The following is a 22046-nucleotide window of genomic DNA, read 5'->3' as shown; positions in this document are numbered from 1 at the left end:
CCGGGAGGTGGCAGTGGTCTGGAAAAATCCCTGGTATGACCCCTCCCTGAAACATCACACCCCAAACGGTTTTCGTAATACCACTTCTGCAGGACACCAGCCTGGCGACCTTGACCGCTGGCGCAAAGAACGCAAAGCAGCTGGTTTACCGAAGCCGCCCGCGCTCGGCTACGATGACTTTATCCGGCGGTGGTGGCAACCGGCCGATCTTCAGCAGCCGCAGCAGGATGGGGCGTGGTGGCTCGGACATGCGAGCATACTGCTGCAGCTGGACGGCAATTTCCTTCTTACCGATCCCGTTTTTTCAAGGCGCGCTTCTCCACTTCCGTTCTTAGGGCCGCAGCGTAGAACGCCTCCGGCACTCTCTGTCGATCAACTGCACCAGCTTGACGCGGTCGTTATCTCGCATAACCATTACGATCATCTTGATGAACTCACTGTTCGCCACATTCTCAAACGCTTTCCGGACGTTAGTGTGTTTGTTCCTTTAGGCCTGGGCGGCTGGTTTCGCCGCCGGGGCGCAAAACAGGTGGTTGAGCTCGACTGGTGGCAGAGTTTTACCTGGCAGGGGATAACATTATCCGCCGTACCGGCGCAGCACTGGAGTATGCGCACGCTCTGGAACCGCAATCGCTCATTGTGGTGCGGCTGGGTCTTTGAAGGGCAGCATCACCGGTTCTGGTTTAGTGGCGATACCGGCTATTCGCCTGAGCTGCTGATGATACCGGAACGTTTGGGGAAAATTGATGCTGCAGCATTGCCCGTTGGCGCCTATGCTCCGCGATGGTTTATGGCCGTACACCATATGGATCCCCAGTCTGCCGTTGCGCTGTGGCAACAGTTAGGTTGCCCGCTGGCGTTCCCTGTTCACTGGGGCGTGTTTGAGCTGGCGGATGAAGCGCTGGATGACCCCATAAAAGAATTAACTGATGCGCTGGATAATGTAGCACCAGTTAATAATACTTTCAGGATACTGAAAGTTGGCGAGTATTTACCCTTATAAACGAAGCGATAAATTGTTGCGTATATTGTGTATGTATTCGTCGTCAGGAAAATTTTAATTTTATCGAAACGTTTTGCTTGCCTTGTTTTGATGCAGAGTCATAAAAATTTCATTATTTTGGTGCATAACACTGCTAATTACCTGATGGATTTTAATACAAAAGGGTGCGGATTATTAACATCGTTTTTGGCTGAAACAATACGGTCACGTTACAATGATTTAAGCATAAGTTTTCACAATTTGTTCTAACTCAATCAACGCCAAAGATTTCTTTTCCCGACTGCTGGACGCATTGTAATGATTGAGCTATGTTAAAAAAGTCTTAGATTACAGCGGTTGTGCAAGCAGCGTTGAGTCTGTGTAAGGGAGTATAGCCGTCTGTTTGAGAAGCGCATAATTGTGCAATTCCTTACAGACAGTGTTCGAATTTGTGCGGCGGATCGAGACATGTTTAAAAATGGCTTGCCATATTAAACATAGTGTGTGATAACACGTTTTGGGTCAAACGAGGTACAGTTCTGTTTATGTGTGGCATTTTCAGTAAAGAAGTCCTGAGTAAACACGTTGTCGTTGAATACCGCTTCTCTGCCGAACCTTATATTAGTGCCTCATGCAGTAATGTCTCAGTTTTATCTCAGTTAATGCCTGCGGGCTAAGAAAACACTCTAAGGAATTTTGCAAAATGGCAAAGATTAAAGGTCAAGTTAAGTGGTTCAACGAGTCTAAAGGTTTTGGTTTCATTACTCCTGCTGATGGCAGCAAAGACGTGTTCGTACACTTCTCTGCAATCCAGGGTAACGGCTTCAAAACTCTGGCCGAAGGCCAGAACGTTGAGTTCGAAATTCAGGACGGCCAGAAAGGCCCAGCTGCAGTTAACGTAACTGCTATCTGATCGAACCGCTGCTGACTGGGGGCGCATAGCGCTTCACTCTCAGACATAAAGCCTCGCATCATGCGGGGCTTTTTTATTCCCTATCTTTCAAAATATTACTATCTACGGTCTTGTTAGCAACTTGTTGCAAAGCTGCGAGGTTAGTATCACAGTTTCGCCTCCCTAAGCGCATCTTTTCTCGTTAAATCAGAGCGTTGTTTAACAGCCCTGGGGTTCAGGTGAAGAAAAAATTGATATTAACCGCTGGCAATTTCACGCCGGCGCGTTTCGCGCTGCTCTGTTTCGCTATTTTCTGCAGTCTGGCCTTTTTACTTGGCCGCGTTGCATGGCTACAAATCATCAAACCTGACAATCTGGTGAAGCAGGAAGATATGCGATCCCTCCGTCAGCTGGCGATTGATGCGCCGCGTGGGATGATTATGGATCGTGAAGGCCGACCGCTGGCGGTCAGCGTGCCCGTCCGGGCCGTATGGGCCGATCCAAAAACGGTGCTGGCAAAAGGGGGCGTTGGGTTTGATGAACGCTGGCAGGCGCTGGCGAGCGCGCTGCACCTCTCGTTGAGCACCCTTTCATCACGGATTAACGCCAACCCCCAGGGACGCTTCATCTACCTGGCGCGTCAGGTCGATCCTGCTCAGGCGAAGTGGATTGATAAGCTCAATTTACCCGGCATTAATTTGCGCGATGAATCCCGCCGCTTTTACCCGGCAGGCCACGTGGCGGCGAACCTGATTGGCTTCACCAATATTGACGGGCAGGGCATTGAAGGGGTGGAGAAAAGCTTCAATACTCAGCTGACCGGTAAAGCGGGTGTCCGACAGGTCCGGGAGGATCGCTACGGGCGCGTGGTTGAAAACCTGACGGAAGTGGCGCCCACGCCGGCACATAACATCCAGTTGAGTATTGACGAGCGGCTGCAAACCATTACCGAAGACGCGCTGGACAATGCCGTCGCCTGGAATAAGGCCGAGTCAGGGGCATCGGTGCTCATTAATATCCCCACCGGGGAAATACTCGCCATGGCGAGCTATCCGGATTTCAATCCCAATAACCGGGAAGGCGCGACGATAAACGATTTTCGCAACCGGGCAATCAGCGATACGTTCGAGCCCGGTTCGACCGTCAAGCCGCTGGTGTTGATGACGGCTCTGCAGCAGGGGCTGGTCCAGCCGGACAGCGTCATTGATACCCACCCGTATACCCTTGACGGGCATCGTATCCGCGATGTGGGTTATTATCCTGAGCTGACCATGACCGGGATCCTGCAAAAATCGAGCGACACCGGCGTATCCCGGCTCTCGCTGGCGATGCCTGTCCAGCATCTTATTGATACCTATCGAAACTTTGGGTTTGGCACCAACACGGGGCTGGGCTTAACGGGCGAAAGCGCCGGGCTGTTGCCACAGCGTAAATACTGGAGTCAGCTAGACCGCGCGACTTTTGCCTTTGGCTACGGCCTGATGGTCACACCGCTCCAGCTGGCCCACGTCTACGCGACGATTGGCGGCTTCGGGCTTGAGCGTCCACTCTCCATCACCCGCATCGATCCCCCGGTTATCGGCCACCGCGTCATGCCGGAGGAGATCGCGCATGAAGTGGAGCACATGATGGAAAGCGTCGCGCTGCCCGGCGGCGGGGGCGTTAAGGCCGCCGTTCGCGATTATCGCGTGGCGGTTAAGACCGGGACGGCGAAGAAAATTGATGATAGTGGCAAATATGTCGATAAATACGTCGCCTATACCGCAGGCGTTGCGCCTGCCAGCGACCCGCGTTTCGCCCTGGTGGTGGTGATTAACGATCCACAAAACGGGGCCTACTATGGCGGGGCGGTTTCCGCGCCGGTCTTCAGCGAAATCATGGGCAACGTGCTGCGCCTGGAGAATATCAAACCCGATGGCCTGCCGGCCGGTTCAGACCACCTTATCGTCATGCGGTAATCCAGCCGTTTTATAGCAGGGCGAATAGCGGTACACTTCGCCCTTTAGTTTATCTCCCGGAGTTTCCATGTCCTTCAGCTGTCCCCTTTGCCACGCGTCACTGACGCGCTCAGATAAAAGTTATGCCTGTCCGCAGGGACATCAGTTTGATATGGCGAAAGAAGGGTATGTGAATCTTCTTCCGGTGCAGCACAAGCGCTCCCGCGATCCGGGCGATAGCGCAGAGATGATGCAGGCGCGCAGGGCGTTTCTCGATGCCGGGCACTATCTGCCGCTGCGGGAGACGGTGGCGCAGATGCTGGGTGACTTACTGCCTGATTCGGCGTCCGCCATGCTTGATATCGGCTGCGGGGAAGGGTACTACACCGCACGGTTTGCGGATGTGGTGCGGGAGAAGGGGGCCGTGACATTCGGTCTCGACGTGTCGAAAGTGGCGATCCGCGCGGCGGCTAAACGTTACGCTGGCGTGACGTTTTGCGTGGCATCCAGCCACCGGCTGCCGTTTGATAATGCCAGTATGGATGCCATTATCCGCATCTACGCGCCGTGTAAAGCAGACGAGCTGGCGCGCGTGGTGAAGCCCGGAGGCTGGGTGATAACCGTCACGCCGGGCCCGCGTCACCTGATGGAGCTGAAGGGACTCATTTACGATGAGGTGCGTCTGCATGCCCCCCACTCTGAACAGCTGACAGGCTTTACGCTGAAGCAGGAGCATTCAGTGGCGTATGAAATGAATTTGAACGGGGAAGAAGCGGTAGCCCTGCTGCAGATGACCCCGTTCGCGTGGCGGGCAAAGCCGGAAGTATGGGATGCGTTAGCGGCTCGGACGACGTTTGTCTGCCAGACGGATTTCAGTATCCACGTCTGGCAGCGCGACGCTTAAGGCGCGAAGTGTGCCCAGAGGATCTGGGCACCAATGCCGATCAGCACGATACCGCCTAAGATCTCGGCGCGTTTACCCAGCAGCGGGCCGATAAACCGCCCGACCATCATGCCCAGCGTGGACATAATCAGCGTTGCACAGCCAATGGCCAGCGCGGTGGCGATAATATTGACCTGCAGGAATGCCAGACCCACCCCGACGGCCATGGCGTCCAGGCTGGTGGCAATTGCCGTGGTGACCAGAAGCCAGAAACCGTGGCGGTGCAGCGGTGCTTCATCTTCATCATCATTCCCGCGAAAACCTTCAATCATCATTCGGCCTCCGAGAAACACCAGCAGGACGAACGCAATCCAGTGGTTCCACTCCAGCACGAACTGGCTGGCGAGCATGCCCAAACCCCAGCCGATGAGCGGCGTCAGCGTTTCGATGGCACCAAAGATCAGACCGGTGCGCAGAGCTTCTGTGAATTTAGGTTTGTGGAGCGTGGCGCCTTTGCCGATGGAGGCGGCAAATGCATCCATGGACATGCCAAAAGCGAGAAGGATCGTAGCGGAGATGTTCATAAGAGCGTCCAGACCGGGGATATCCATATGACACATCACTGCCCCCAGTAAACAGCAGTTGATGTATCTATGGTCTCGCCTGATCTCTTTTGCACGGTAAGCGTGCTGAAAGCGATCCGTACGCGCCACGTTTTTCAACGAGTATGTTGACGCGTACATTTCCTGCATGCAGGAAATCGGCTACTCCCCAACGACGGGCGCAACCTTAACATATTTTGAGAATATAAAACAACAACGAGCAAGGCTTAATTTATCTGCGTCTTTGATAACGATTTTCATTTAGATTTATGCGTGAAAATATCGTTAATAAATATAAGTCAAAGAGGCGAGAAGATATAGCAACGGCTATATTCTTTGCGAAAGAATATCACAATATATAGCCGAGGTTATAATGTTAACTTATTGAGTTTTAACGAGTAATGTGTAGATTTTCTCAAGGTCATCAATATTTTTGACCCGAATGAGCAGGCGGCGCTGTTCTAATTGCATCACTAACACGCCGTCCTCGGATAAATTCATCTCTTTAATGCGGTTATATTCTATCCATACGTTGGCGAAGAAGAATCCCTGTTTTTTAAAAATGAGTTTTGGTGAGCGGATCCAGAACAGGTAAATCGCCATTAATGCCAGCGCACATAATAACCATGTGGTTAATATTGCACCGTGGCTGGTCACGTTATTGTAAATCAGAATGACCACCAGGCCGGCGAAGATAAATGCATCAATGCGTCCACGGCGTAAGAGGGGAAGGGTCAGCAGCGTCTCGCCGTTACGGCGAGGCATAATGAATTCGTCATAGATCGCGTAAGCCAGAAGGGCAACAATAAACAACACCAGCACGATGTCCGTAACAGTCATTCATCCTCCAGATAAAAAGACCGGGGGCAAGCCCCCGGTCGAAAACGCAATGTTTTACAGGCCCAGCAGGCCGACAGCGTAGCCCGCGATACCGATGACGAAGAAGCCAACGATGATCCACAGCGGGTTCACTTTCTTACGCAGCAGCCACATACAGGCGAAGGTCAACAGCAGCGGCACCAGGCCAGGCATCAGCTGGTCCAGAATCGTCTGCACGGTGGTGACGCGGGTTTGACCATCCTGACCGGTGATGGTCGAAACCACCAGCGGGATGTTCACGTGCGTCCACTTGTTAACCAGCGCCCCCATGACAAACAGGCCGAGAATAGAGGCCCCCTCGGTCAGTTTCTGCAGGAAGCCGCCGCCCATATCCTTAACGATGTCCACGCCCTTACGGTAGCCATAGGCCACGCCGTAGTAACGGGTCAGAAGACGTACCGCGTTGAACAGGATAAAGAACAACAGAGGACCGAGCAGGCTGCCGCTCATCGCGATCCCGGCACCCAGCGCCGCGAAGACCGGACGAACAGTACCCCAGAAGATAGGGTCGCCCACGCCGGCCAGCGGACCCATCAGACCGACTTTGATACCGTTGATGGCACCATCGTCAATCTCCGCGCCGTTCGCACGCTGCTCTTCCATCGCCAGCGTCACGCCCAGAACCGGAGCCGCGACGTAAGGATGGGTGTTGAAGAATTCCAGGTGACGCTTAATCGCCTGACGGCGTGCTTCGTTGTTCTCAGGGTAGAGGCGTTTTATCGCCGGCACCATTGAGAAGCAGAAGCCCAGCGCCTGCATACGTTCGAAGTTCCATGAACCCTGAAACAGGTTAGAACGGATGAACACGCCACGAATATCACCCGGAGTGAGTTTTTTCTCGGTGGTAGTTTTTGTCATATCAACCATTTCGCTCACCTGTTAGTCCAGTTCGTTATCGAGATCGTTGTTACCAGCAGCCTGCGCTGGGGCACCCGCAACACGGTTGTATTTCGGGCTGAGCTGGATGTAGAGAATCGCCATCACGGCACCAATCACGCCCAGCGCAACCAGGTTGAAGTTGGTGAATGCTGCGGTGACGAAGCCGAGGTAGAAGAACGGCATCAGGTAGCCCGCGCGCATCATGTTGATGACCATCGCGTAACCTACCACGACGATCATACCGCCCGCGATGTTCAGACCGCTGGTGACCACTTCAGGAATCGCGTTCAGCATGCCCTGAACTTCACTGGTGCCGACAGAGATCGCAACGATAACCGCCGGGATTGCGATACGCATCGCCTGCAGGAACAGGGACGACACGTGGATCCAGGAGAGTGCCGTGAGGTTGCCGTTCTCGGCCGCCTTATCCGCCGCGTGCTGGAAGGCCACGGTGATGGTACGAACGATGATGGTCAGCACCTGGCCTGCTGCGGCCAGAGGAATGGCAAGGGCAATACCTGCACCAATACTCTGATGACCGGCAATAACCAGAACGGTTGAGATGATAGAGGCCAGTGCGGCATCAGGCGCAACGGCGGCACCGATGTTCATCCAGCCCAGGGCGATCATTTCCAGCGTACCACCGATGATGATACCGGTTTTCATATCACCCAGAACGGCACCGATCAACGTACAGGCCACCAGAGGGCGGTGGAACTGAAATTCATCAAGTACGGATTCCATACCCGCAATACACGCGACGATGAACACCAGCACAATCTGAAGAGTGGTAATCTCCATTGTACTTCTCCTATAACATAAGCTTTATGTGAAAAACCGGCGCGGGCTTATTTCCCAACTTTACCGATCAAATCCATCATTTTCAGTTTCTGGTCAGTGGAAACCTTACGGGCTTCCAGCTCAATACCGCGGGCATTCAGCTTGTTGAACGCCTCGATATCTTTCGCATCAACTGAAATCGCGTTGTTGACCTGCGTTTTGCCCTGACGGAAAGCCATACCGCCGATGTTCACGGAGGTGATTTTCACGCCGCCTTCAACAATGCGCTCGACGTCTGTCGGGTTAGTAAACAGGAGCATCACGCGTTCACCCGCATATTTCGGGTTGTTGTAAACGCGGATCATCTTGGCGACATCCACCACGTGCGCGGTAACGCCCGGTGGTGCAACCTGAGTCAGAAGGGTTTTACGGACAGTGTCGGCGGCCACTTCGTCACTGACCACGATGATACGCTGTACGTTGGTCTCTTTGGTCCAGCGAGTCGCAACCTGTCCGTGAATCAGACGGTCATCAATACGCGCCAGGCCGATAACCATGTAATCGTTCGGTCCCATCGGTTTTGCCGGTGCCGCTGCTTTCGGTGCCGCCGCAGCCGGGGCAGGGGCGGGTTTTTCAACCGGCTGAGCCTTCAGGGCTTTCACCCCTTCGCGGCCGGTTTCAACGGCCAGCGCGACCAGCTCATCGAAGCCTGGGTTGTCGTCGCGCGCCATAAAGGTTTCCACCAGCATGGGAATGTTTACCCCGGCGACGACTTCATAATGCTCTTTATCGACGACAATGCGGCTGGCAGCATTAAACGGACTGCCGCCCCATGTATCGACGAGAAACAGCACGCCTTTGCTGGTATCCAGCTTCGCGAGTTGAGCGTTGTACTTCTCAATCAGCGTCTCGGCATTTTCACCGGGAACGAAATCGATCCAGCCGACGTTTTCCTGCTCGCCCAACAGCATCTCTGCCGTTTTGAGTAGCTGCTCAGCAGCCCAACCATGTGTGCCTATGACAATAGCAATGGTCACTTGCTACCTCCTTTTATTATCATTAATACGCCTGCCGGGCAGACGTACTGAGAATCGTATTGGCGAACCGAATCGATTCAGATAAGGGTTAGAGTTCAAAAAACTAAGACTTCCGCGAATTATTTTAGATAGTGAAAAAATAATTTATGTGATGAAGATCCGTAATTTAGCCACGCGTTACAGAATTATCTGTAGCGTATAGCCGCTGTGTTACAGAACTTTGCAAAGGAACGTAAATCTTTGCTAAAAACACAGTCTCTCTGATATGTTTAGCCTCCGTTTACTTGTTCAGGAGTATAGGGCTACAGCCCACTATATGGACCGTCACCGACGTCAGTCATCTACCAGGCCATTCCGCGCCTTTTTCACCGGCGAACCACGCCACGTATCAACTCTGTCTGCCTCTTATTTGCCCACGTTGAGTGGGGCACCGTTTTGTCATTCCTTTAGCAGGAGCTTGTCATGGAATTCTTAATGGACCCGTCAATCTGGGTGGGACTGCTCACGCTGGTGGTGCTGGAGATCGTTCTCGGCATCGATAACCTGGTGTTTATCGCCATCCTTGCGGATAAGCTACCGCCAAAACAGCGTGATAAAGCGCGTCTGATTGGACTCTCGCTGGCGCTGGTCATGCGACTGGGGCTGCTCTCCGTGATCTCGTGGATGGTCACGCTGACCAAACCGCTGTTCTCCGTCATGGATTACACCTTCTCCGGCCGTGATTTGATCATGTTAATCGGGGGGATATTCCTGCTGTTCAAAGCGACAACAGAGCTGCATGAACGGCTGGAGAACCGGCAGCATGATGATGGTCACGGTAAGGGCTACGCCAGCTTCTGGGTCGTGGTGCTGCAAATTGTGGTGCTGGATGCAGTCTTCTCGCTGGATGCGGTGATTACCGCGGTCGGTATGGTGAACCACCTGCCGGTGATGATGGCGGCCGTCGTGATTGCGATGGCGGTGATGCTGCTGGCCTCGAAACCGCTGACGCGCTTCGTCAACCAGCATCCGACGGTGGTCGTGCTCTGTCTGAGCTTCCTGCTGATGATTGGTTTGAGCCTGGTGGCGGAAGGTTTCGGCTTCCATATTCCGAAAGGCTACCTGTACGCCGCGATTGGCTTCTCGATCCTGATCGAACTGTTCAACCAGATTGCGCGCCGTAACTTTATTAAGCAGCAGTCAAATCAGCCGCTGCGCGCCCGTACGGCGGACGCCATTCTGCGCCTGATGGGCGGACGCCGTCAGGTGAACGTCCAGTCTGACCCTGAAAACCGTAACCCGGTGCCGGTTCCAGAAGGGGCGTTTGTGGAAGAAGAACGCTACATGATTAACGGCGTGCTCTCCCTGGCCTCCCGCTCGTTGCGCGGCATCATGACGCCGCGCGGGGAAATTAGCTGGGTCGATGCGAACCTGAGCGTTGATGAAATTCGTCAGCAATTGCTCTCATCTCCGCACAGCCTGTTCCCGGTATGCCGCGGTGAACTGGATGAAATCATCGGCGTGGTTCGGGCGAAAGAGATGCTGGTGGCGCTGGAAGAGGGCGTCAACGTGGAGGCCATTGCAGCTTCGTCGCCAGCGATTGTCGTACCGGAAACGCTGGATCCGATCAATCTGCTGGGCGTATTGCGTCGCGCGCGCGGTAGCTTTGTTATCGTCACCAACGAGTTTGGTGTGGTACAGGGGCTGGTGACGCCGCTGGACGTGCTTGAAGCGATTGCCGGTGAATTCCCGGATGAAGACGAAACGCCTGAAATTGTGGCCGACGGCGAAGGCTGGCTGGTCAAAGGTGCGACCGACCTGCACGCGCTTTCGCATACGCTGGGGCTGGAAAACGTGGTTAACGATGAAGAAGACATCGCAACCGTGGCGGGGCTGGTTATCGCCGTAAACGGTCAGATCCCGCGCGTCGGGGATGTGATCGAGCTTCCTCCATTGCACATCACTATCGTTGAAGCTAACGACTACCGCGTCGATCTGGTCCGCATTGTTAAAGAACAGTCTGCACACGACGAAGACGAATAAGTCTGCTTAACGGGTACGATGTGCCCGTTACGATCTTCTGGCGGGGAAGATTTTCCCGCCAGCCATTGTGGCGTTACTACCGCGCCTGCTTCTCTCTCAACCCGTTCGCTATTTAGCCGCTGCCTGATGTCAGGCCGAGCGCGAGCAGCCGCGACCGTAAAAGTGTAGTGGGGAAAGAAGAAGGAGACGAGAATGAAGGGAGAAATTCGCCCATCCGTTGCGGATGGGCGAAAGAAAGGATTAGTCGCACTGCACCTTAATGGCCAGACCGCCGCGCGACGTTTCACGGTACTTCGCGTTCATGTCTTTGCCGGTTTCGTACATGGTTTCGATAACCTTATCCAGCGACACGCGTGGTTCGCTGGTACGGCGCATCGCCATGCGCGAGGCGTTAATCGCTTTGACGGAGGCAATCGCGTTACGCTCAATGCACGGCACCTGCACCTGGCCTGCGACCGGATCACAGGTCAGACCGAGGTTATGCTCCATGCCAATTTCCGCCGCCACGCAAACCTGTTCAGGGCTTGCGCCCAGCAGCTCGGCCAGACCGGCCGCCGCCATGGAGCAGGCCACGCCTACTTCACCCTGACAGCCCACTTCAGCGCCTGAAATGGACGCGTTCATCTTGTACAGCGCGCCGATAGCGCCTGCCGCGAGGAAATAACGGATATAAATATCCGGCGTCACAGGCTCGATAAAGTGATCGTAGTAGGCCAGCACCGCCGGAACGATCCCGCACGCGCCGTTGGTTGGCGCAGTCACGACGCGCCCCCCCGCGGCGTTCTCTTCGTTCACCGCCAGAGCAAACATGTTCACCCAGTCAACTACGTTCATCGGGTCGTTAGAGAATTTGTCCGTGGTCACCAGCATACGGCGCAGGGCAGAGGCACGACGCGGCACGCGCAGTGGCCCTGGCAGTACGCCTTCGGTGTTCATCCCGCGATCGATACAGGCGCGCATGGTTTGCCACACGTTGGCAAAATAGTCTTCGATCTCTTTTTTGCTGTGCAGCGCCAGCTCGTTCTGCATCACCATGCCGGACAGCGACAAACCGGTCTCTTTGCAGTAGCCCAGCATCTCGGTGGCCGATTTGAACGGATAGGGCACATTCACGTCGCCCGCGCTCTCTTTACCGAAATGCTCTTCGTCAACGATGAAGCCACCGCCGATGGAGTAGTAGGTTTTGCTGTAGATCTCTTTTTCGCCGCTCCAGGCGTGGATAGTCATGCCGTTTTCATGCAGCGGCAGGTTGTCGCTGCGAAAACGCATGCCGTCATCCTGCGGGAAATCCACTTCGTGCTGACCGTTAGCCAGCAGCAGGCGACCGCGCGCTTCCACGTCGCGGATGAATGCCGGGATGGCATCAATATCAACAGTGTCCGGCATATTGCCCGCCAGACCCATAATAATGGCGATATCGGTGTGGTGGCCTTTACCCGTTAATGACAGTGAACCGTAAACGTCTACGGCGACACGGGTAACGCTTTCCAGTAATCCTTTTTCGACCAGATCATCGACGAACTGTTTACCGGCCTTCATCGGCCCTACAGTGTGGGAAGAAGAAGGACCAATCCCCACTTTGAACATGTCGAATATACTAATCACTTTCACACTCCTGACAGGGTTACCGGGGTTCCAGTAACGATGTTATAACTGCGCATAGTGTAAGAGGGAACACCAACCTCGGCTTAACTATTCACATGAATTAAACTAATGGTTAACGATGGGTTTTGCTAATAGCGCGACGCGGATCGCAAACCTGCAAAAAAGGCTGGAATGTAAAGTATAGTCAAGGCTTCAGGCCGATTTGTAGCGCCAGTTCACGAATGATGCCCGCCGTCATGCCCCAGACAAAATAATGCTGATACCAGGACAACCAGACCCGATGGTCATGCCCCCGGCGATGGATATCCAGCGGATGATAGCGGCTTAGCCGGAGCGCCTCTTCAAGCGGCATCTCAAACACCGCAGAGACTTCGTCGACGCTGGCGTGATACTGAAGATTGGGGGGGATAATGCCGACGACCGGCGTGACCTGAAAGCCGGTCACGCTGTCGACGGGCGGCAGCACGCCGATGACTTCCACCGCGTCAGGCGGGATCGCCACCTCCTCCTGCGCTTCCCGCAGCGCGGCGGCAATCAGCGACGCATCGGTGCTGTCCACCGCGCCTCCCGGGAAGGCCACCTGACCGGCGTGTTTGCGCATATGCGGCGAACGCTGCGTAAGCAGCAGGCCCGGCTGTTCCCGGCGCACCACCGGGATCAGCACCGCCGCCTTACGCTGATTCAGCGTGGCGCGGTTGACCTGCGGCCGTAGCAGCTGAAAGCGCGACAGAAAATCATCCAGCGTCAGGTTCTCTTTCTCCACCGTTAGTTCTCCAGTTGCTTCAGGATGCGGTTCACCTTATCAAAGGTTTCCTGATATTCCGCCTCGACCTGGCTGTCCGCCACAATGCCGCCGCCCGCAGAACAGTACAGATTGCCGTCGCAGGCCGTCAGCGTGCGAATGGTAATGCTGGTATCCATGGTGCCGCACAGGCTGATATAGCCGATGCTGCCGCACCAGGCGTTGCGGCGGTGCGGTTCCAGTTCGTCGATGATTTCCATGGCGCGAATTTTTGGCGCACCGGTGATGGAGCCGCCCGGGAACGCGGCCCGGAGCAGATCGCAGGCGGTGCGGGAGGCGGGCAGACGCGCGGTGATGGTACTGACCAGATGATGCACTGCCGGGAAAGGCTCGACGACGAACAGCTCCGGCACGCGCACGCTGCCTGGTTCGGCGACCCGGCCAATATCGTTACGCATCAGGTCGACAATCATCAGGTTTTCGGCGCGATCCTTCGGTGACCCGGCGAGTTTCTCCGCCTGCTGGCGATCGGCGTCCGGATCGGCAAGGCGCGGCAGCGTGCCTTTAATCGGGCGGGTCTGAATCGTCCCTTCCGCCAGATGGATAAAACGCTCCGGCGACAGGCTGAGGATGGCCCCCTGTTCCAGACGGACAAACGCGCTGAACGGAGCCCTGTTGCTGGCATTGAGACGGGTAAACGCCTGCCACTCGTCCCCCTGGTATGCTGCCTGGAAACGCTGGGCAAGGTTAACCTGATAGCAGTCGCCGCTTTGCAGATAGGCCTGCACGCGGGAGAATTTTTCCGCGTATTCCAGCGCGGTCATGTTCGAGCGCCAGCCGGAGGTCAGGGTGAACGCTTCAGCTGGAGCAGGCTGTTGTGCCTCAAGCCAGGCCAGACGCGCCTGCACGTCATCATGGCTCAGCAGGGAGACCCTTTTTTTCTGGTGGTCCACAATCAACGCCCAGTCATACAGCCCCACGGCCATGTCCGGCAGGGCAATATCCGCCTGCGCATGCTCGGGCAGCATCTCGAAGCGGCGACCCAAATCGTAGCCAAACAGGCCCAGCGCGCCGCCCTGGAAGGGCAGGTCCAGGTTAGGGGTAGCGGATAAGCCCAGCGCGTTGATTTCCTGCTGAAGCTGCATCAGCGGATCGTCCGTCGTCGACAGATCGTCGGTCGTCAGCGTTTTCAGGGGATCGGCCACCAGAATATCGAAGCGGCTGTACGGGTGATCCGCATGGCCGGAGTGCAGCAGCATGGCAAAAGGAAGATGGCTCAGACGGGCAAACCAGAACTCAGCGGCGTCAGCGCGCCAGGGTAAGGTAACAACAGTGGGGAAGCGCATGTTCATGTATGGCATACTACCGGGCAGCGTGAAATAATTAGCGCGAATAATTTAGCAGGAGTTGACGATGTTTGCAGGTTTACCTTCTCTGAGCCATGAACAGCAGCAGAAAGCGGTTGAGCGAATTCAGGAACTGATGTCCCAGGGGATGAGCAGCGGACAGGCGATTTCCCAGGTGGCGGAGGAGCTGCGCGCCACCCATACCGGCGAGCGGATCGTGGCGCGTTTTGAGGATGAAGATGAAGAGTAATCGGGCTTAAACCGCCGCGATAATCTTGATCTCAACCTTGTATTCCGGTTTCATCAGCGTGGCCTGTACGGTGCAGCGTACAGGCGCGTGACCCGCTACCACCCACGCATCCCAGGCTTTGTTCATCGCCGCGAAATCGTCTTTATTTGCCAGGAAAATGGTCGCATCCAGAATGCGGGATTTATCGCTGCCCTGTTTTTCCAGCACGGCATCAATCTGCGCCAGGGTATTCGCCGTCTGTTCGAACGCATCCGCGTCCAGATTTGACGGTACACCGGTGTAATACAGCGTCTGGTTATGGATCACCACATCAGACCAGCGGGCTTCGGCATCAATGCGCACAATTGTCATAAACGTTTCCTCGTTATTTTTCGTCGTCAGGCGGCAAGACTGCCATATTGTTCTGCCGTCGTCACTATTTGGGGTGGCACAGGAGAAGATGGGCTGACATAATCCCTGTGCAAAAATACAGTGAGAGAGCAACGTGGCAGACGATTTTTCCCCTGAAGGTCAATTAGCGCAGGCGATCCCCGGCTTCAAGCCCCGTGAGCCTCAGCGACAGATGGCGCACGCCGTTGCCCGCGCCATTGATAAGGCCCAGCCGCTGGTGGTTGAAGCCGGAACCGGCACGGGTAAGACCTATGCTTACCTTGCGCCGGCGCTGCGGGCGAAAAAGAAGGTGATAATTTCCACCGGATCGAAAGCGCTGCAAGATCAGCTCTACAGCCGCGATTTGCCTACCGTAGCAAAAGCGCTGAAATACAAAGGGCGTCTGGCCCTGCTGAAAGGGCGATCGAACTACCTGTGCCTGGAGCGACTCGAACAGCAGGCGCTGGCCGGCGGCGATCTGCCGGTACAAACCCTGAGCGACGTCATTATCCTGCGCGCCTGGGCGAACCAGACTGAAGAGGGCGATATCAGCACCTGCGCGAGCGTGCCGGAAGACTCCCCGGCCTGGCCGCTGGTGACCAGCACCAACGACAACTGCCTCGGCAGCGACTGCCCGCTGTATAAAGACTGTTTTGTGGTGAAAGCGCGCAAAACAGCGATGGACGCAGACGTGGTGGTGGTGAACCACCACCTGTTCCTCGCGGATATGGTGGTTAAGGACAGCGGTTTCGGCGAGCTGATCCCGGAGGCGGACGTAATGATCTTCGATGAAGCCCATCAGTTGCCGGATATCGCCAGCCAGTATTTCGGCCAGTCGCTCTCCAGCCGCCAGCTACAGGATCTGGCGAAAGATTTTACCATTGCCTACCGGACCGAACTTAAAGATACCCAGCAGTTGCAGAAGTGCGCCGACCGTCTGGCGCAAAGCGCGCAGGATTTCCGCTTACAGCTTGGCGAGCCGGGCTATCGCGGCAACCTGCGCGAACTGCTGGCGGACATAAATATCCAGCGCGCGCTGCTGCTGCTCGATGATGCACTTGAGCTCTGCTACGACGTGGCGAAGCTGTCCCTCGGACGCTCCGCGCTGCTTGACGCCGCCTTCGAGCGCGCCACGCTCTATCGCGGGCGGCTCAAACGGCTAAAAGAGATCAACCAGCCGGGGTACAGCTACTGGTATGAATGCACCTCGCGCCACTTTACCCTCGCGCTCACGCCGCTGACGGTGGCCGATAAATTCAAAGAGGTGATGGCGCAGAAGCCGGGAAGCTGGATCTTCACTTCCGCAACCCTGTCTGTAAATGACGATCTGCACCACTTCACCGAGCGCCTCGGCATTGAGCAGGCGGAATCACTGCTGCTGCCCAGCCCGTTTGATTACGAAAAGCAGGCGCTGCTCTGCGTGCCACGCAATCTCCCGCTGCCGAACCAGCCGGGGGCGGCGCGGCATCTCGCGGCGATGCTCAAGCCGATGATTGAGGCCAACAACGGGCGCTGCTTTATGCTCTGCACCTCACACGCCATGATGCGCGATCTCGCCGAGCAGTTTCGCGCCACCATGACCCTCCCGGTGCTGCTGCAGGGGGAAACCAGTAAAGGCCAGCTGCTCCAGCAGTTTGTCAGCGCCGGTAACGCCCTGCTGGTGGCAACCAGCAGCTTCTGGGAAGGGGTGGACGTGCGCGGCGACACGCTCTCGCTGGTGATCATCGATAAGCTGCCGTTCACGTCGCCGGACGATCCGCTGCTAAAGGCGCGGATGGAAGACTGCCGCCTGCGCGGGGGCGATCCGTTCGACGACGTCCAACTACCGGACGCGGTCATCACGCTTAAGCAGGGGGTAGGGCGACTGATCCGTGACGTCACCGACCGCGGCGTGCTGGTGATCTGTGATAACCGCCTGGTGATGCGTCCTTACGGCGCAACCTTCCTCGCCAGCCTGCCGCCCGCCCCGCGTACGCGGGACATTAAACGCGCGGTGCGTTTTCTGGCAAACCCAACGGCGGAGTAATTCGCTCCGGAGTGTGCTAAGATGCGCGCCATTTTGTGACTGACCCTTGCGAGAGCGCGACGACTGATGCGAATTCTGGCTATTGATACCGCGACAGAGGCTTGCTCTGTTGCTCTGTTAAACGACGGTGCTGTTTCTGCTCATTTCGAAGAGTGCCCACGGGAACACACCCAGCGTATTCTGCCCCTGGTAAAAGCCATTTTAACCCAGGGCAACACCACCTTAACCGACCTCGACGCGCTGGCCTTTGGCCGCGGCCCCGGCAGCTTTACGGGCGTGCGCATTGGGATTGGCATCGCGCAGGGGCTGGCGCTGGGCGCTGACCTGCCGATGATCGGCGTCTCTACGCTTGCGACGATGGCGGAGGGTGCCTGGCGCATGACGGGCGCGACCCGCGTGCTCGCCGCTATTGACGCTCGCATGGGTGAAGTTTACTGGGCGGAATATACCCGCGATGAAAACGGCGTCTGGCACGGCGAAGAGACGGAAGCAGTGCTTAAGCCTGAAGCCGTTACTGAGCGCCTGAAGCAGCTGTCCGGCGAGTGGGCGACGGTCGGCACGGGCTGGCCGGCGTGGCCAGAGATGGCGAGCGGCACCGGCGTGACGCTGGTGGACGGCAACATGCTCCTGCCTGCGGCAGAAGATATGCTCCCGATTGCCCGTCAACTGCTTGCAGCAGGAAAAACCGTTGCCGTTGAGCATGCGGAGCCGGTTTATTTGCGAAACACCGTCGCGTGGAAGAAACTTCCGGGCCGCGAATGAATCTCAGTAACAGGAACTGAGAAAAAGGAGTCGCATCATGGCGGTTCAGACTAAAGTAGTACGCCTTTTTATGGCAGGCGCGGTTGCCATAGCACTGAGCGGTTGCGTAACCGTACCTGATGCGATCAAGGGCAGCAGCCCGACGCCACAGCAGGATCTGGTTCGGGTAATGAATGCGCCCGAGCTTTACGTCGGCCAGGAAGCCCGCTTCGGTGGGAAAGTGATCGACGTGCAGAACCAGCAGGGGAAAACCCGTCTGGAAATTGCCACGGTACCGCTCGACAGCGGCGCGCGTCCCGTACTCGGTGAAGCCTCTCGCGGGCGTATCTATGCCGACGTTAGTGGTTTCCTCGACCCGGTCGATTTTCGCGGACAGCTGGTAACCGTTGTCGGGCCGATTACCGGTTCGGTGCAGGGCAAAATCGGCAACACGCCGTACAAATTTATGACCATGCAGGTGAATGGCTATAAGCGCTGGCGTATCGCCCAGCAGGTGGTGATGCCGCCTCAGCCAATCGACCCGTGGATGTGGGGCCCACATCCTTATCGTTACGGTTATCCGGGATGGGGCTGGTATAACCCGGGCCCTGCACAGGTGCAAACGATCGTAACTGAGTAACTTACTGTTATTGTTAAGAAAGAGACAGCGGCTCAGCCGCTGTCTCTGTTTTTTTACGGATAAAACGAAAAAAAAGAGTGACGCGCTTCGCAACCTGCAATCTGAACAATTAATAAACTGGTACGCTGAGTTAATATAATGTTAACAAACTGTTTATTATCGGGGCTGTGATGACGACGAACACTCATTTCAGAGGTGATGCATTGCAAAAGGTTTGGCTTAACCGTTATCCCGCAGATGTGCCTGCGGAGATCAATCCTGACCGTTATCAATCCCTGGTGGAATTATTTGAGCACTCGGTAAGACGTTACGCAGACCAGCCCGCGTTTGTGAATATGGGCGAGGTGATGACGTTCCGTAAGCTTGAGGAGCGTAGCCGGGCGTTTGCGGCTTATCTGCAGGAAGGACTTGGGCTGCAAAAAGGGGATCGCGTCGCGCTGATGATGCCGAACCTGCTGCAATACCCGGTGGCGCTGTTTGGCATCCTGCGTGCCGGGATGATTGTGGTCAACGTTAACCCGCTTTACACGCCGCGCGAGCTGGAACATCAGCTGAACGACAGCGGGGCGGTGGCGATTGTCATTGTTTCTAACTTTGCCCATACCCTGGAAAAAGTGGTCGACAAAACCCAGGTGAAGCACGTCATCCTGACGCGCATGGGCGATCAGCTTTCCACCGCCAAAGGGACGCTGGTTAACTTTGTCGTTAAATACGTCAAACGTCTGGTACCAAAATACCATCTGCCGGATGCTATCTCTTTCCGCCGCGCGCTGCATGCGGGCTATCGCATGCAGTACGTCAAGCCTGAAGTCGTCTCCGAAGACCTGGCCTTCCTGCAATACACGGGCGGCACCACCGGCGTGGCCAAAGGGGCGATGCTGACCCACCGCAACATGCTGGCGAACCTTGAGCAGGTTAATGCCACCTACGGGCCGCTGCTGCATCCGGGTAAAGAGCTGGTAATCACCGCGCTGCCGCTGTATCACATCTTTGCGCTGACCATGAACTGCCTGCTGTTTATCGAGCTGGGCGGGCAAAACGTATTGATCACCAACCCGCGCGATATCCCGGGTCTGGTGAAAGAGCTGGCAAAATACCCGTTTACCGCCATGACCGGGGTGAACACCCTGTTTAACGCCCTGCTCAACAACAAAGAGTTCCAGCAGCTTGATTTCTCCACGCTGCATCTCTCCGCGGGCGGCGGCATGCCGGTTCAGCAGGCGGTGGCCGAGCGCTGGGTGAAGCTAACCGGGCAATATCTGCTGGAAGGCTATGGCCTGACGGAGTGTGCCCCGCTGGTGAGCGTCAACCCGCACGATATCGACTACCACAGCGGCAGCATCGGCCTGCCGGTCCCGTCGACGGAAGCAAAGCTGGTGGATGATGAGGATAACGAAGTGCCTCACGGCGAGCCGGGCGAACTGTGCGTCAGAGGGCCGCAGGTAATGCTGGGTTACTGGCAGCGCCCTGATGCGACCGACGAAATCATTAAAGACGGCTGGCTTCACACCGGCGATATTGCGGTGATGGATGACGAAGGCTTCCTGCGCATCGTCGATCGCAAAAAAGATATGATCCTGGTCTCCGGCTTCAACGTCTATCCGAACGAAATCGAAGACGTGGTGATGCAGCACAGCGGCGTGCTGGAAGTGGCGGCGGTGGGCGTTCCTTCCGGCAGCAGCGGTGAAGCGGTGAAGATATTTGTGGTCAAGAAAGATCCTTCTCTTACCGAGGAAGCGCTGATAACGTTTTGTCGCCGTCAGCTGACGGGCTATAAGGTGCCGAAGCTGGTGGAATTCCGCGATGAGCTGCCGAAATCCAACGTCGGGAAGATATTACGACGAGAATTACGTGACGAAGCCCGTGCCAAAGTAGACAATAAGGCCTGAGCTTCACGTTAATCGCCCAGACGCCGGTTAAGCCGGCGTTTTTTATGGGCGCAAACAAAAGAGAATCCGATTTGAATTACCAGATGATCACGACCAACGACGAGCTGGCTTCGCTGTGCGAAGTGACGCGCGACTTTCCTGCCATCGCTCTGGATACCGAGTTTGTCCGTACTCGCACCTATTATCCACAGCTGGGTTTGATACAGATGTACGACGGTAAGCACGTCTCGCTGATCGACCCGCTCGGCATTACCGACTGGGCGCCGATGCGTGACCTGCTGCTGGATACTGCGGTAACGAAATATCTGCACGCGGGCAGTGAAGATCTGGAAGTCTTTCTTAACACCTTTGGCATCATGCCTCAGCCGCTGATTGATACGCAGATCCTCGCGGCGTTCAGCGGTCGTCCGCTGTCGTGGGGCTTTGCCGCCATGGTGGAGGAGTACACGGGCCTGACGCTGGATAAAAGTGAATCCCGTACCGACTGGCTGGCGCGTCCGCTTACCGAGCGTCAGCTGGAATATGCGGCGGCAGACGTGTTTTACCTGTTGCCGATTGCCGGACAGCTGATGAAAGAGGCGGAAGCCTCCGGCTGGCTCTCTGCCGCGCTGGACGAGTGCCGTATGACGCAGCAGCGTCGCCAGGAAGTGGTCGACCCGAAAGAGGCCTGGCGTGATATCACCAACGCCTGGCAGCTTCGCACGCGTCAGCTGGCCTGCCTGCAGCTGTTAGCGGACTGGCGTTTGCGTAAAGCGCGCGAGCGCGATCTGGCCGTGAATTTTGTGGTGCGTGAAGAGCATCTCTGGGCGGTCGCGCGCTATATGCCGGGCAGCCTGGGCGAACTGGACAGCATTGGCCTTTCCGGCAGCGAGATCCGTTTCCATGGTAAAACCCTGCTGGCGCTGGTCGCCAAAGCGCAGGCGCTGCCGGAGGACGCACTGCCTGAAACGCTGCTGAATCTCATGGATATGCCGGGCTATCGTAAAGCATTTAAGGATATCAAAGCGCTGGTGCAGGATGTCGCAACGGAAAGCAAGCTGAGCGCTGAACTGCTGGCGTCACGCAGACAGATTAACCAGCTGCTGAACTGGCACTGGAAGCTGAAACCGCAGAATGGCGTGCCGGAACTGATGGCTGGCTGGCGCGGGGTATTGATGGCCGATCGCCTGAATACCTTGCTGGAAGGTTATCCGCGATAAAAATATGCCGGGCGATATACCCGGCATATTTTCCCCGGTGGCACTGCGCTTACCGGGGCTACGACACCAGGAACCTACGGACGCGACTCTTCCGCTTCCGGAAGCGTTACGTTCAGCTCCAGAATCGAAATATCCCCGTCTTTTTGCTCCAGCTGTACGGTGACCATCTCCGGGTCAATCTGCACATACTTACAGATCACTTCCAGGATGTCCTTGCGCAGCTGCGGCAGGTAGTGAGGCTCGGCGTCGCTACGACGACGCTCCGCAACGATAATTTGCAGGCGTTCTTTTGCGATGTTGGCGGTGCTTTTTTTCCGCGAGAGAAAAAAGTCCAGTAATGCCATAA

General features: G+C 56.1%; 21 protein-coding genes, 1 pseudogene and 1 riboswitch. Of the genes and pseudogenes, 12 read left to right on the top strand and 10 right to left on the bottom strand.

What is annotated here, in order from left to right; all coding sequences use genetic code 11:
• Window positions 1-13: 13 nt before the first annotated feature.
• From IM271_RS04320 to rlmA, 5 genes and pseudogenes are all read left to right on the top strand, one after another.
• The gene (locus tag IM271_RS04320; protein ID WP_193052218.1) at window positions 14-1003 is read left to right on the top strand and encodes an MBL fold metallo-hydrolase; all 990 of its coding nucleotides are present in this window, start codon (window positions 14-16) and stop codon (window positions 1001-1003) included.
• 524 nt (window positions 1004-1527) lie between these two features.
• A pseudogene (locus tag IM271_RS04315) lies at window positions 1528-1672 on the top strand (DUF2627 domain-containing protein).
• Between the two features lie 13 nt (window positions 1673-1685).
• Window positions 1686-1895: a transcription antiterminator/RNA stability regulator CspE gene (cspE, locus tag IM271_RS04310; protein WP_001062678.1), complete on the top strand. Its 210-nt coding sequence runs from the start codon at window positions 1686-1688 to the stop codon at window positions 1893-1895.
• A 218-nt stretch (window positions 1896-2113) separates the two neighbouring features.
• Window positions 2114-3832: a peptidoglycan glycosyltransferase FtsI gene (gene ftsI, locus IM271_RS04305; protein ID WP_028013537.1), complete on the top strand. Its 1719-nt coding sequence runs from the start codon at window positions 2114-2116 to the stop codon at window positions 3830-3832.
• A 67-nt stretch (window positions 3833-3899) separates the two neighbouring features.
• Window positions 3900-4715, top strand: a complete 816-nt coding sequence (rlmA, locus tag IM271_RS04300; protein ID WP_048998663.1) for a 23S rRNA (guanine(745)-N(1))-methyltransferase — start codon at window positions 3900-3902, stop codon at window positions 4713-4715.
• On the opposite strand, the gene mntP is transcribed toward rlmA, so the two are convergent.
• From mntP to manX, 5 genes are all read right to left on the bottom strand, one after another.
• Complete coding sequence (mntP, locus tag IM271_RS04295; protein ID WP_041911997.1) at window positions 4712-5278, bottom strand: manganese efflux pump MntP; 567 nt, start codon at window positions 5276-5278, stop codon at window positions 4712-4714. The two genes, rlmA and mntP, sit on opposite strands and share 4 nt — an antisense overlap.
• Before the next feature lie 10 nt (window positions 5279-5288).
• Window positions 5289-5479, bottom strand: a riboswitch (yybP-ykoY riboswitch).
• A gap of 198 nt (window positions 5480-5677) precedes the next feature.
• Window positions 5678-6136 carry a DUF986 family protein gene (locus IM271_RS04290; RefSeq protein ID WP_047367801.1) on the bottom strand — a complete coding sequence of 153 codons (459 nt, stop codon included), beginning with the start codon at window positions 6134-6136 and terminating at the stop codon, window positions 5678-5680.
• 54 nt (window positions 6137-6190) lie between these two features.
• Window positions 6191-7042, bottom strand: a complete 852-nt coding sequence (locus tag IM271_RS04285) for a PTS mannose transporter subunit IID (protein ID WP_006810994.1) — start codon at window positions 7040-7042, stop codon at window positions 6191-6193.
• A 12-nt stretch (window positions 7043-7054) separates the two neighbouring features.
• A complete protein-coding gene (gene manY / locus IM271_RS04280; protein WP_003859914.1) occupies window positions 7055-7855 on the bottom strand; it encodes a PTS mannose transporter subunit IIC in 801 nt (266 codons plus the stop codon).
• Between the two features lie 47 nt (window positions 7856-7902).
• Window positions 7903-8871, bottom strand: coding sequence for a PTS mannose transporter subunit IIAB (gene manX / locus IM271_RS04275; RefSeq protein WP_028013533.1), 969 nt, complete (start codon window positions 8869-8871; stop codon window positions 7903-7905).
• A 462-nt stretch (window positions 8872-9333) separates the two neighbouring features.
• On the opposite strand from manX, the gene yoaE reads away from it, so the two are divergent.
• On the top strand, window positions 9334-10893 hold the full coding sequence (yoaE, locus tag IM271_RS04270; RefSeq protein WP_028013532.1) for a CNNM family cation transport protein YoaE: 1560 nt from the start codon (window positions 9334-9336) through the stop codon (window positions 10891-10893).
• Between the two features lie 240 nt (window positions 10894-11133).
• Here yoaE and sdaA read toward each other — a convergent pair whose 3' ends face one another.
• The 3 genes from sdaA to pabB all read right to left on the bottom strand — a co-directional run bounded on the left by sdaA (window position 11134) and on the right by pabB (window position 14592).
• Complete coding sequence (gene sdaA / locus IM271_RS04265) at window positions 11134-12498, bottom strand: L-serine ammonia-lyase (RefSeq protein ID WP_028013531.1); 1365 nt, start codon at window positions 12496-12498, stop codon at window positions 11134-11136.
• 184 nt (window positions 12499-12682) lie between these two features.
• Window positions 12683-13261 carry a CoA pyrophosphatase gene (locus tag IM271_RS04260; RefSeq protein ID WP_100170097.1) on the bottom strand — a complete coding sequence of 193 codons (579 nt, stop codon included), beginning with the start codon at window positions 13259-13261 and terminating at the stop codon, window positions 12683-12685.
• Between the two features lie 2 nt (window positions 13262-13263).
• A complete protein-coding gene (pabB, locus tag IM271_RS04255) occupies window positions 13264-14592 on the bottom strand; it encodes an aminodeoxychorismate synthase component 1 (RefSeq protein WP_193052234.1) in 1329 nt (442 codons plus the stop codon).
• A 61-nt stretch (window positions 14593-14653) separates the two neighbouring features.
• Here pabB and IM271_RS04250 point away from each other — a divergent pair, with 61 nt between their 5' ends.
• Entirely contained in the window at window positions 14654-14836 is a 183-nt protein-coding gene (locus tag IM271_RS04250; protein WP_008500497.1) for a YoaH family protein, read from the top strand.
• A gap of 6 nt (window positions 14837-14842) precedes the next feature.
• Here IM271_RS04250 and IM271_RS04245 read toward each other — a convergent pair whose 3' ends face one another.
• Window positions 14843-15187 (bottom strand): RidA family protein, encoded by a 345-nt coding sequence (locus IM271_RS04245; protein ID WP_028013528.1) that lies wholly within the window; start codon window positions 15185-15187, stop codon window positions 14843-14845.
• A 133-nt stretch (window positions 15188-15320) separates the two neighbouring features.
• On the opposite strand from IM271_RS04245, the gene IM271_RS04240 reads away from it, so the two are divergent.
• The 5 genes from IM271_RS04240 (at window position 15321) to rnd (ending at window position 21700) form a co-directional block, all read left to right on the top strand.
• Window positions 15321-17231: an ATP-dependent DNA helicase gene (locus IM271_RS04240; RefSeq protein WP_193052217.1), complete on the top strand. Its 1911-nt coding sequence runs from the start codon at window positions 15321-15323 to the stop codon at window positions 17229-17231.
• Between the two features lie 66 nt (window positions 17232-17297).
• Complete coding sequence (tsaB, locus tag IM271_RS04235) at window positions 17298-17993, top strand: tRNA (adenosine(37)-N6)-threonylcarbamoyltransferase complex dimerization subunit type 1 TsaB (protein ID WP_047367799.1); 696 nt, start codon at window positions 17298-17300, stop codon at window positions 17991-17993.
• A 37-nt stretch (window positions 17994-18030) separates the two neighbouring features.
• On the top strand, window positions 18031-18612 hold the full coding sequence (locus IM271_RS04230; RefSeq protein ID WP_041909497.1) for a Slp family lipoprotein: 582 nt from the start codon (window positions 18031-18033) through the stop codon (window positions 18610-18612).
• Window positions 18613-18815: 203 nt separating this feature from the next.
• Window positions 18816-20501 carry a long-chain-fatty-acid--CoA ligase FadD gene (gene fadD, locus IM271_RS04225; protein WP_072252102.1) on the top strand — a complete coding sequence of 562 codons (1686 nt, stop codon included), beginning with the start codon at window positions 18816-18818 and terminating at the stop codon, window positions 20499-20501.
• A 71-nt stretch (window positions 20502-20572) separates the two neighbouring features.
• Window positions 20573-21700: a ribonuclease D gene (gene rnd, locus IM271_RS04220; protein WP_028013523.1), complete on the top strand. Its 1128-nt coding sequence runs from the start codon at window positions 20573-20575 to the stop codon at window positions 21698-21700.
• 74 nt (window positions 21701-21774) lie between these two features.
• Here rnd and minE read toward each other — a convergent pair whose 3' ends face one another.
• A complete protein-coding gene (gene minE, locus IM271_RS04215; RefSeq protein WP_010432714.1) occupies window positions 21775-22044 on the bottom strand; it encodes a cell division topological specificity factor MinE in 270 nt (89 codons plus the stop codon).
• Between the last annotated feature and the right edge of the window lie 2 nt (window positions 22045-22046).

This window comes from Enterobacter cloacae complex sp. I3 (assembly GCF_014896175.1).
Taxonomy (GTDB): domain Bacteria; phylum Pseudomonadota; class Gammaproteobacteria; order Enterobacterales; family Enterobacteriaceae; genus Enterobacter; species Enterobacter bugandensis.
The sequence above is the reverse complement of the archived record's forward strand: the minus strand, read 5'-3'. Positions and strand labels throughout refer to the sequence as shown.

Bases quoted from the DNA above. Each gene is read 5' to 3' on its own strand.
- cspE (WP_001062678.1), top strand. From the start codon at position 1,686: ATGGCAAAGATTAAAGGTCAAGTTAAGTGGTTCAACGAGTCTAAAGGT.
- rlmA (WP_048998663.1), top strand. From the start codon at position 3,900: ATGTCCTTCAGCTGTCCCCTTTGCCACGCGTCACTGACGCGCTCAGAT.
- mntP (WP_041911997.1), bottom strand. From the start codon at position 5,278: ATGAACATCTCCGCTACGATCCTTCTCGCTTTTGGCATGTCCATGGAT.
- IM271_RS04290 (WP_047367801.1), bottom strand. From the start codon at position 6,136: ATGACTGTTACGGACATCGTGCTGGTGTTGTTTATTGTTGCCCTTCTG.
- IM271_RS04285 (WP_006810994.1), bottom strand. From the start codon at position 7,042: ATGGTTGATATGACAAAAACTACCACCGAGAAAAAACTCACTCCGGGT.
- manY (WP_003859914.1), bottom strand. From the start codon at position 7,855: ATGGAGATTACCACTCTTCAGATTGTGCTGGTGTTCATCGTCGCGTGT.
- yoaE (WP_028013532.1), top strand. From the start codon at position 9,334: ATGGAATTCTTAATGGACCCGTCAATCTGGGTGGGACTGCTCACGCTG.
- pabB (WP_193052234.1), bottom strand. From the start codon at position 14,592: ATGAACATGCGCTTCCCCACTGTTGTTACCTTACCCTGGCGCGCTGAC.
- IM271_RS04250 (WP_008500497.1), top strand. From the start codon at position 14,654: ATGTTTGCAGGTTTACCTTCTCTGAGCCATGAACAGCAGCAGAAAGCG.
- IM271_RS04245 (WP_028013528.1), bottom strand. From the start codon at position 15,187: ATGACAATTGTGCGCATTGATGCCGAAGCCCGCTGGTCTGATGTGGTG.
- tsaB (WP_047367799.1), top strand. From the start codon at position 17,298: ATGCGAATTCTGGCTATTGATACCGCGACAGAGGCTTGCTCTGTTGCT.
- IM271_RS04230 (WP_041909497.1), top strand. From the start codon at position 18,031: ATGGCGGTTCAGACTAAAGTAGTACGCCTTTTTATGGCAGGCGCGGTT.
- minE (WP_010432714.1), bottom strand. From the start codon at position 22,044: ATGGCATTACTGGACTTTTTTCTCTCGCGGAAAAAAAGCACCGCCAAC.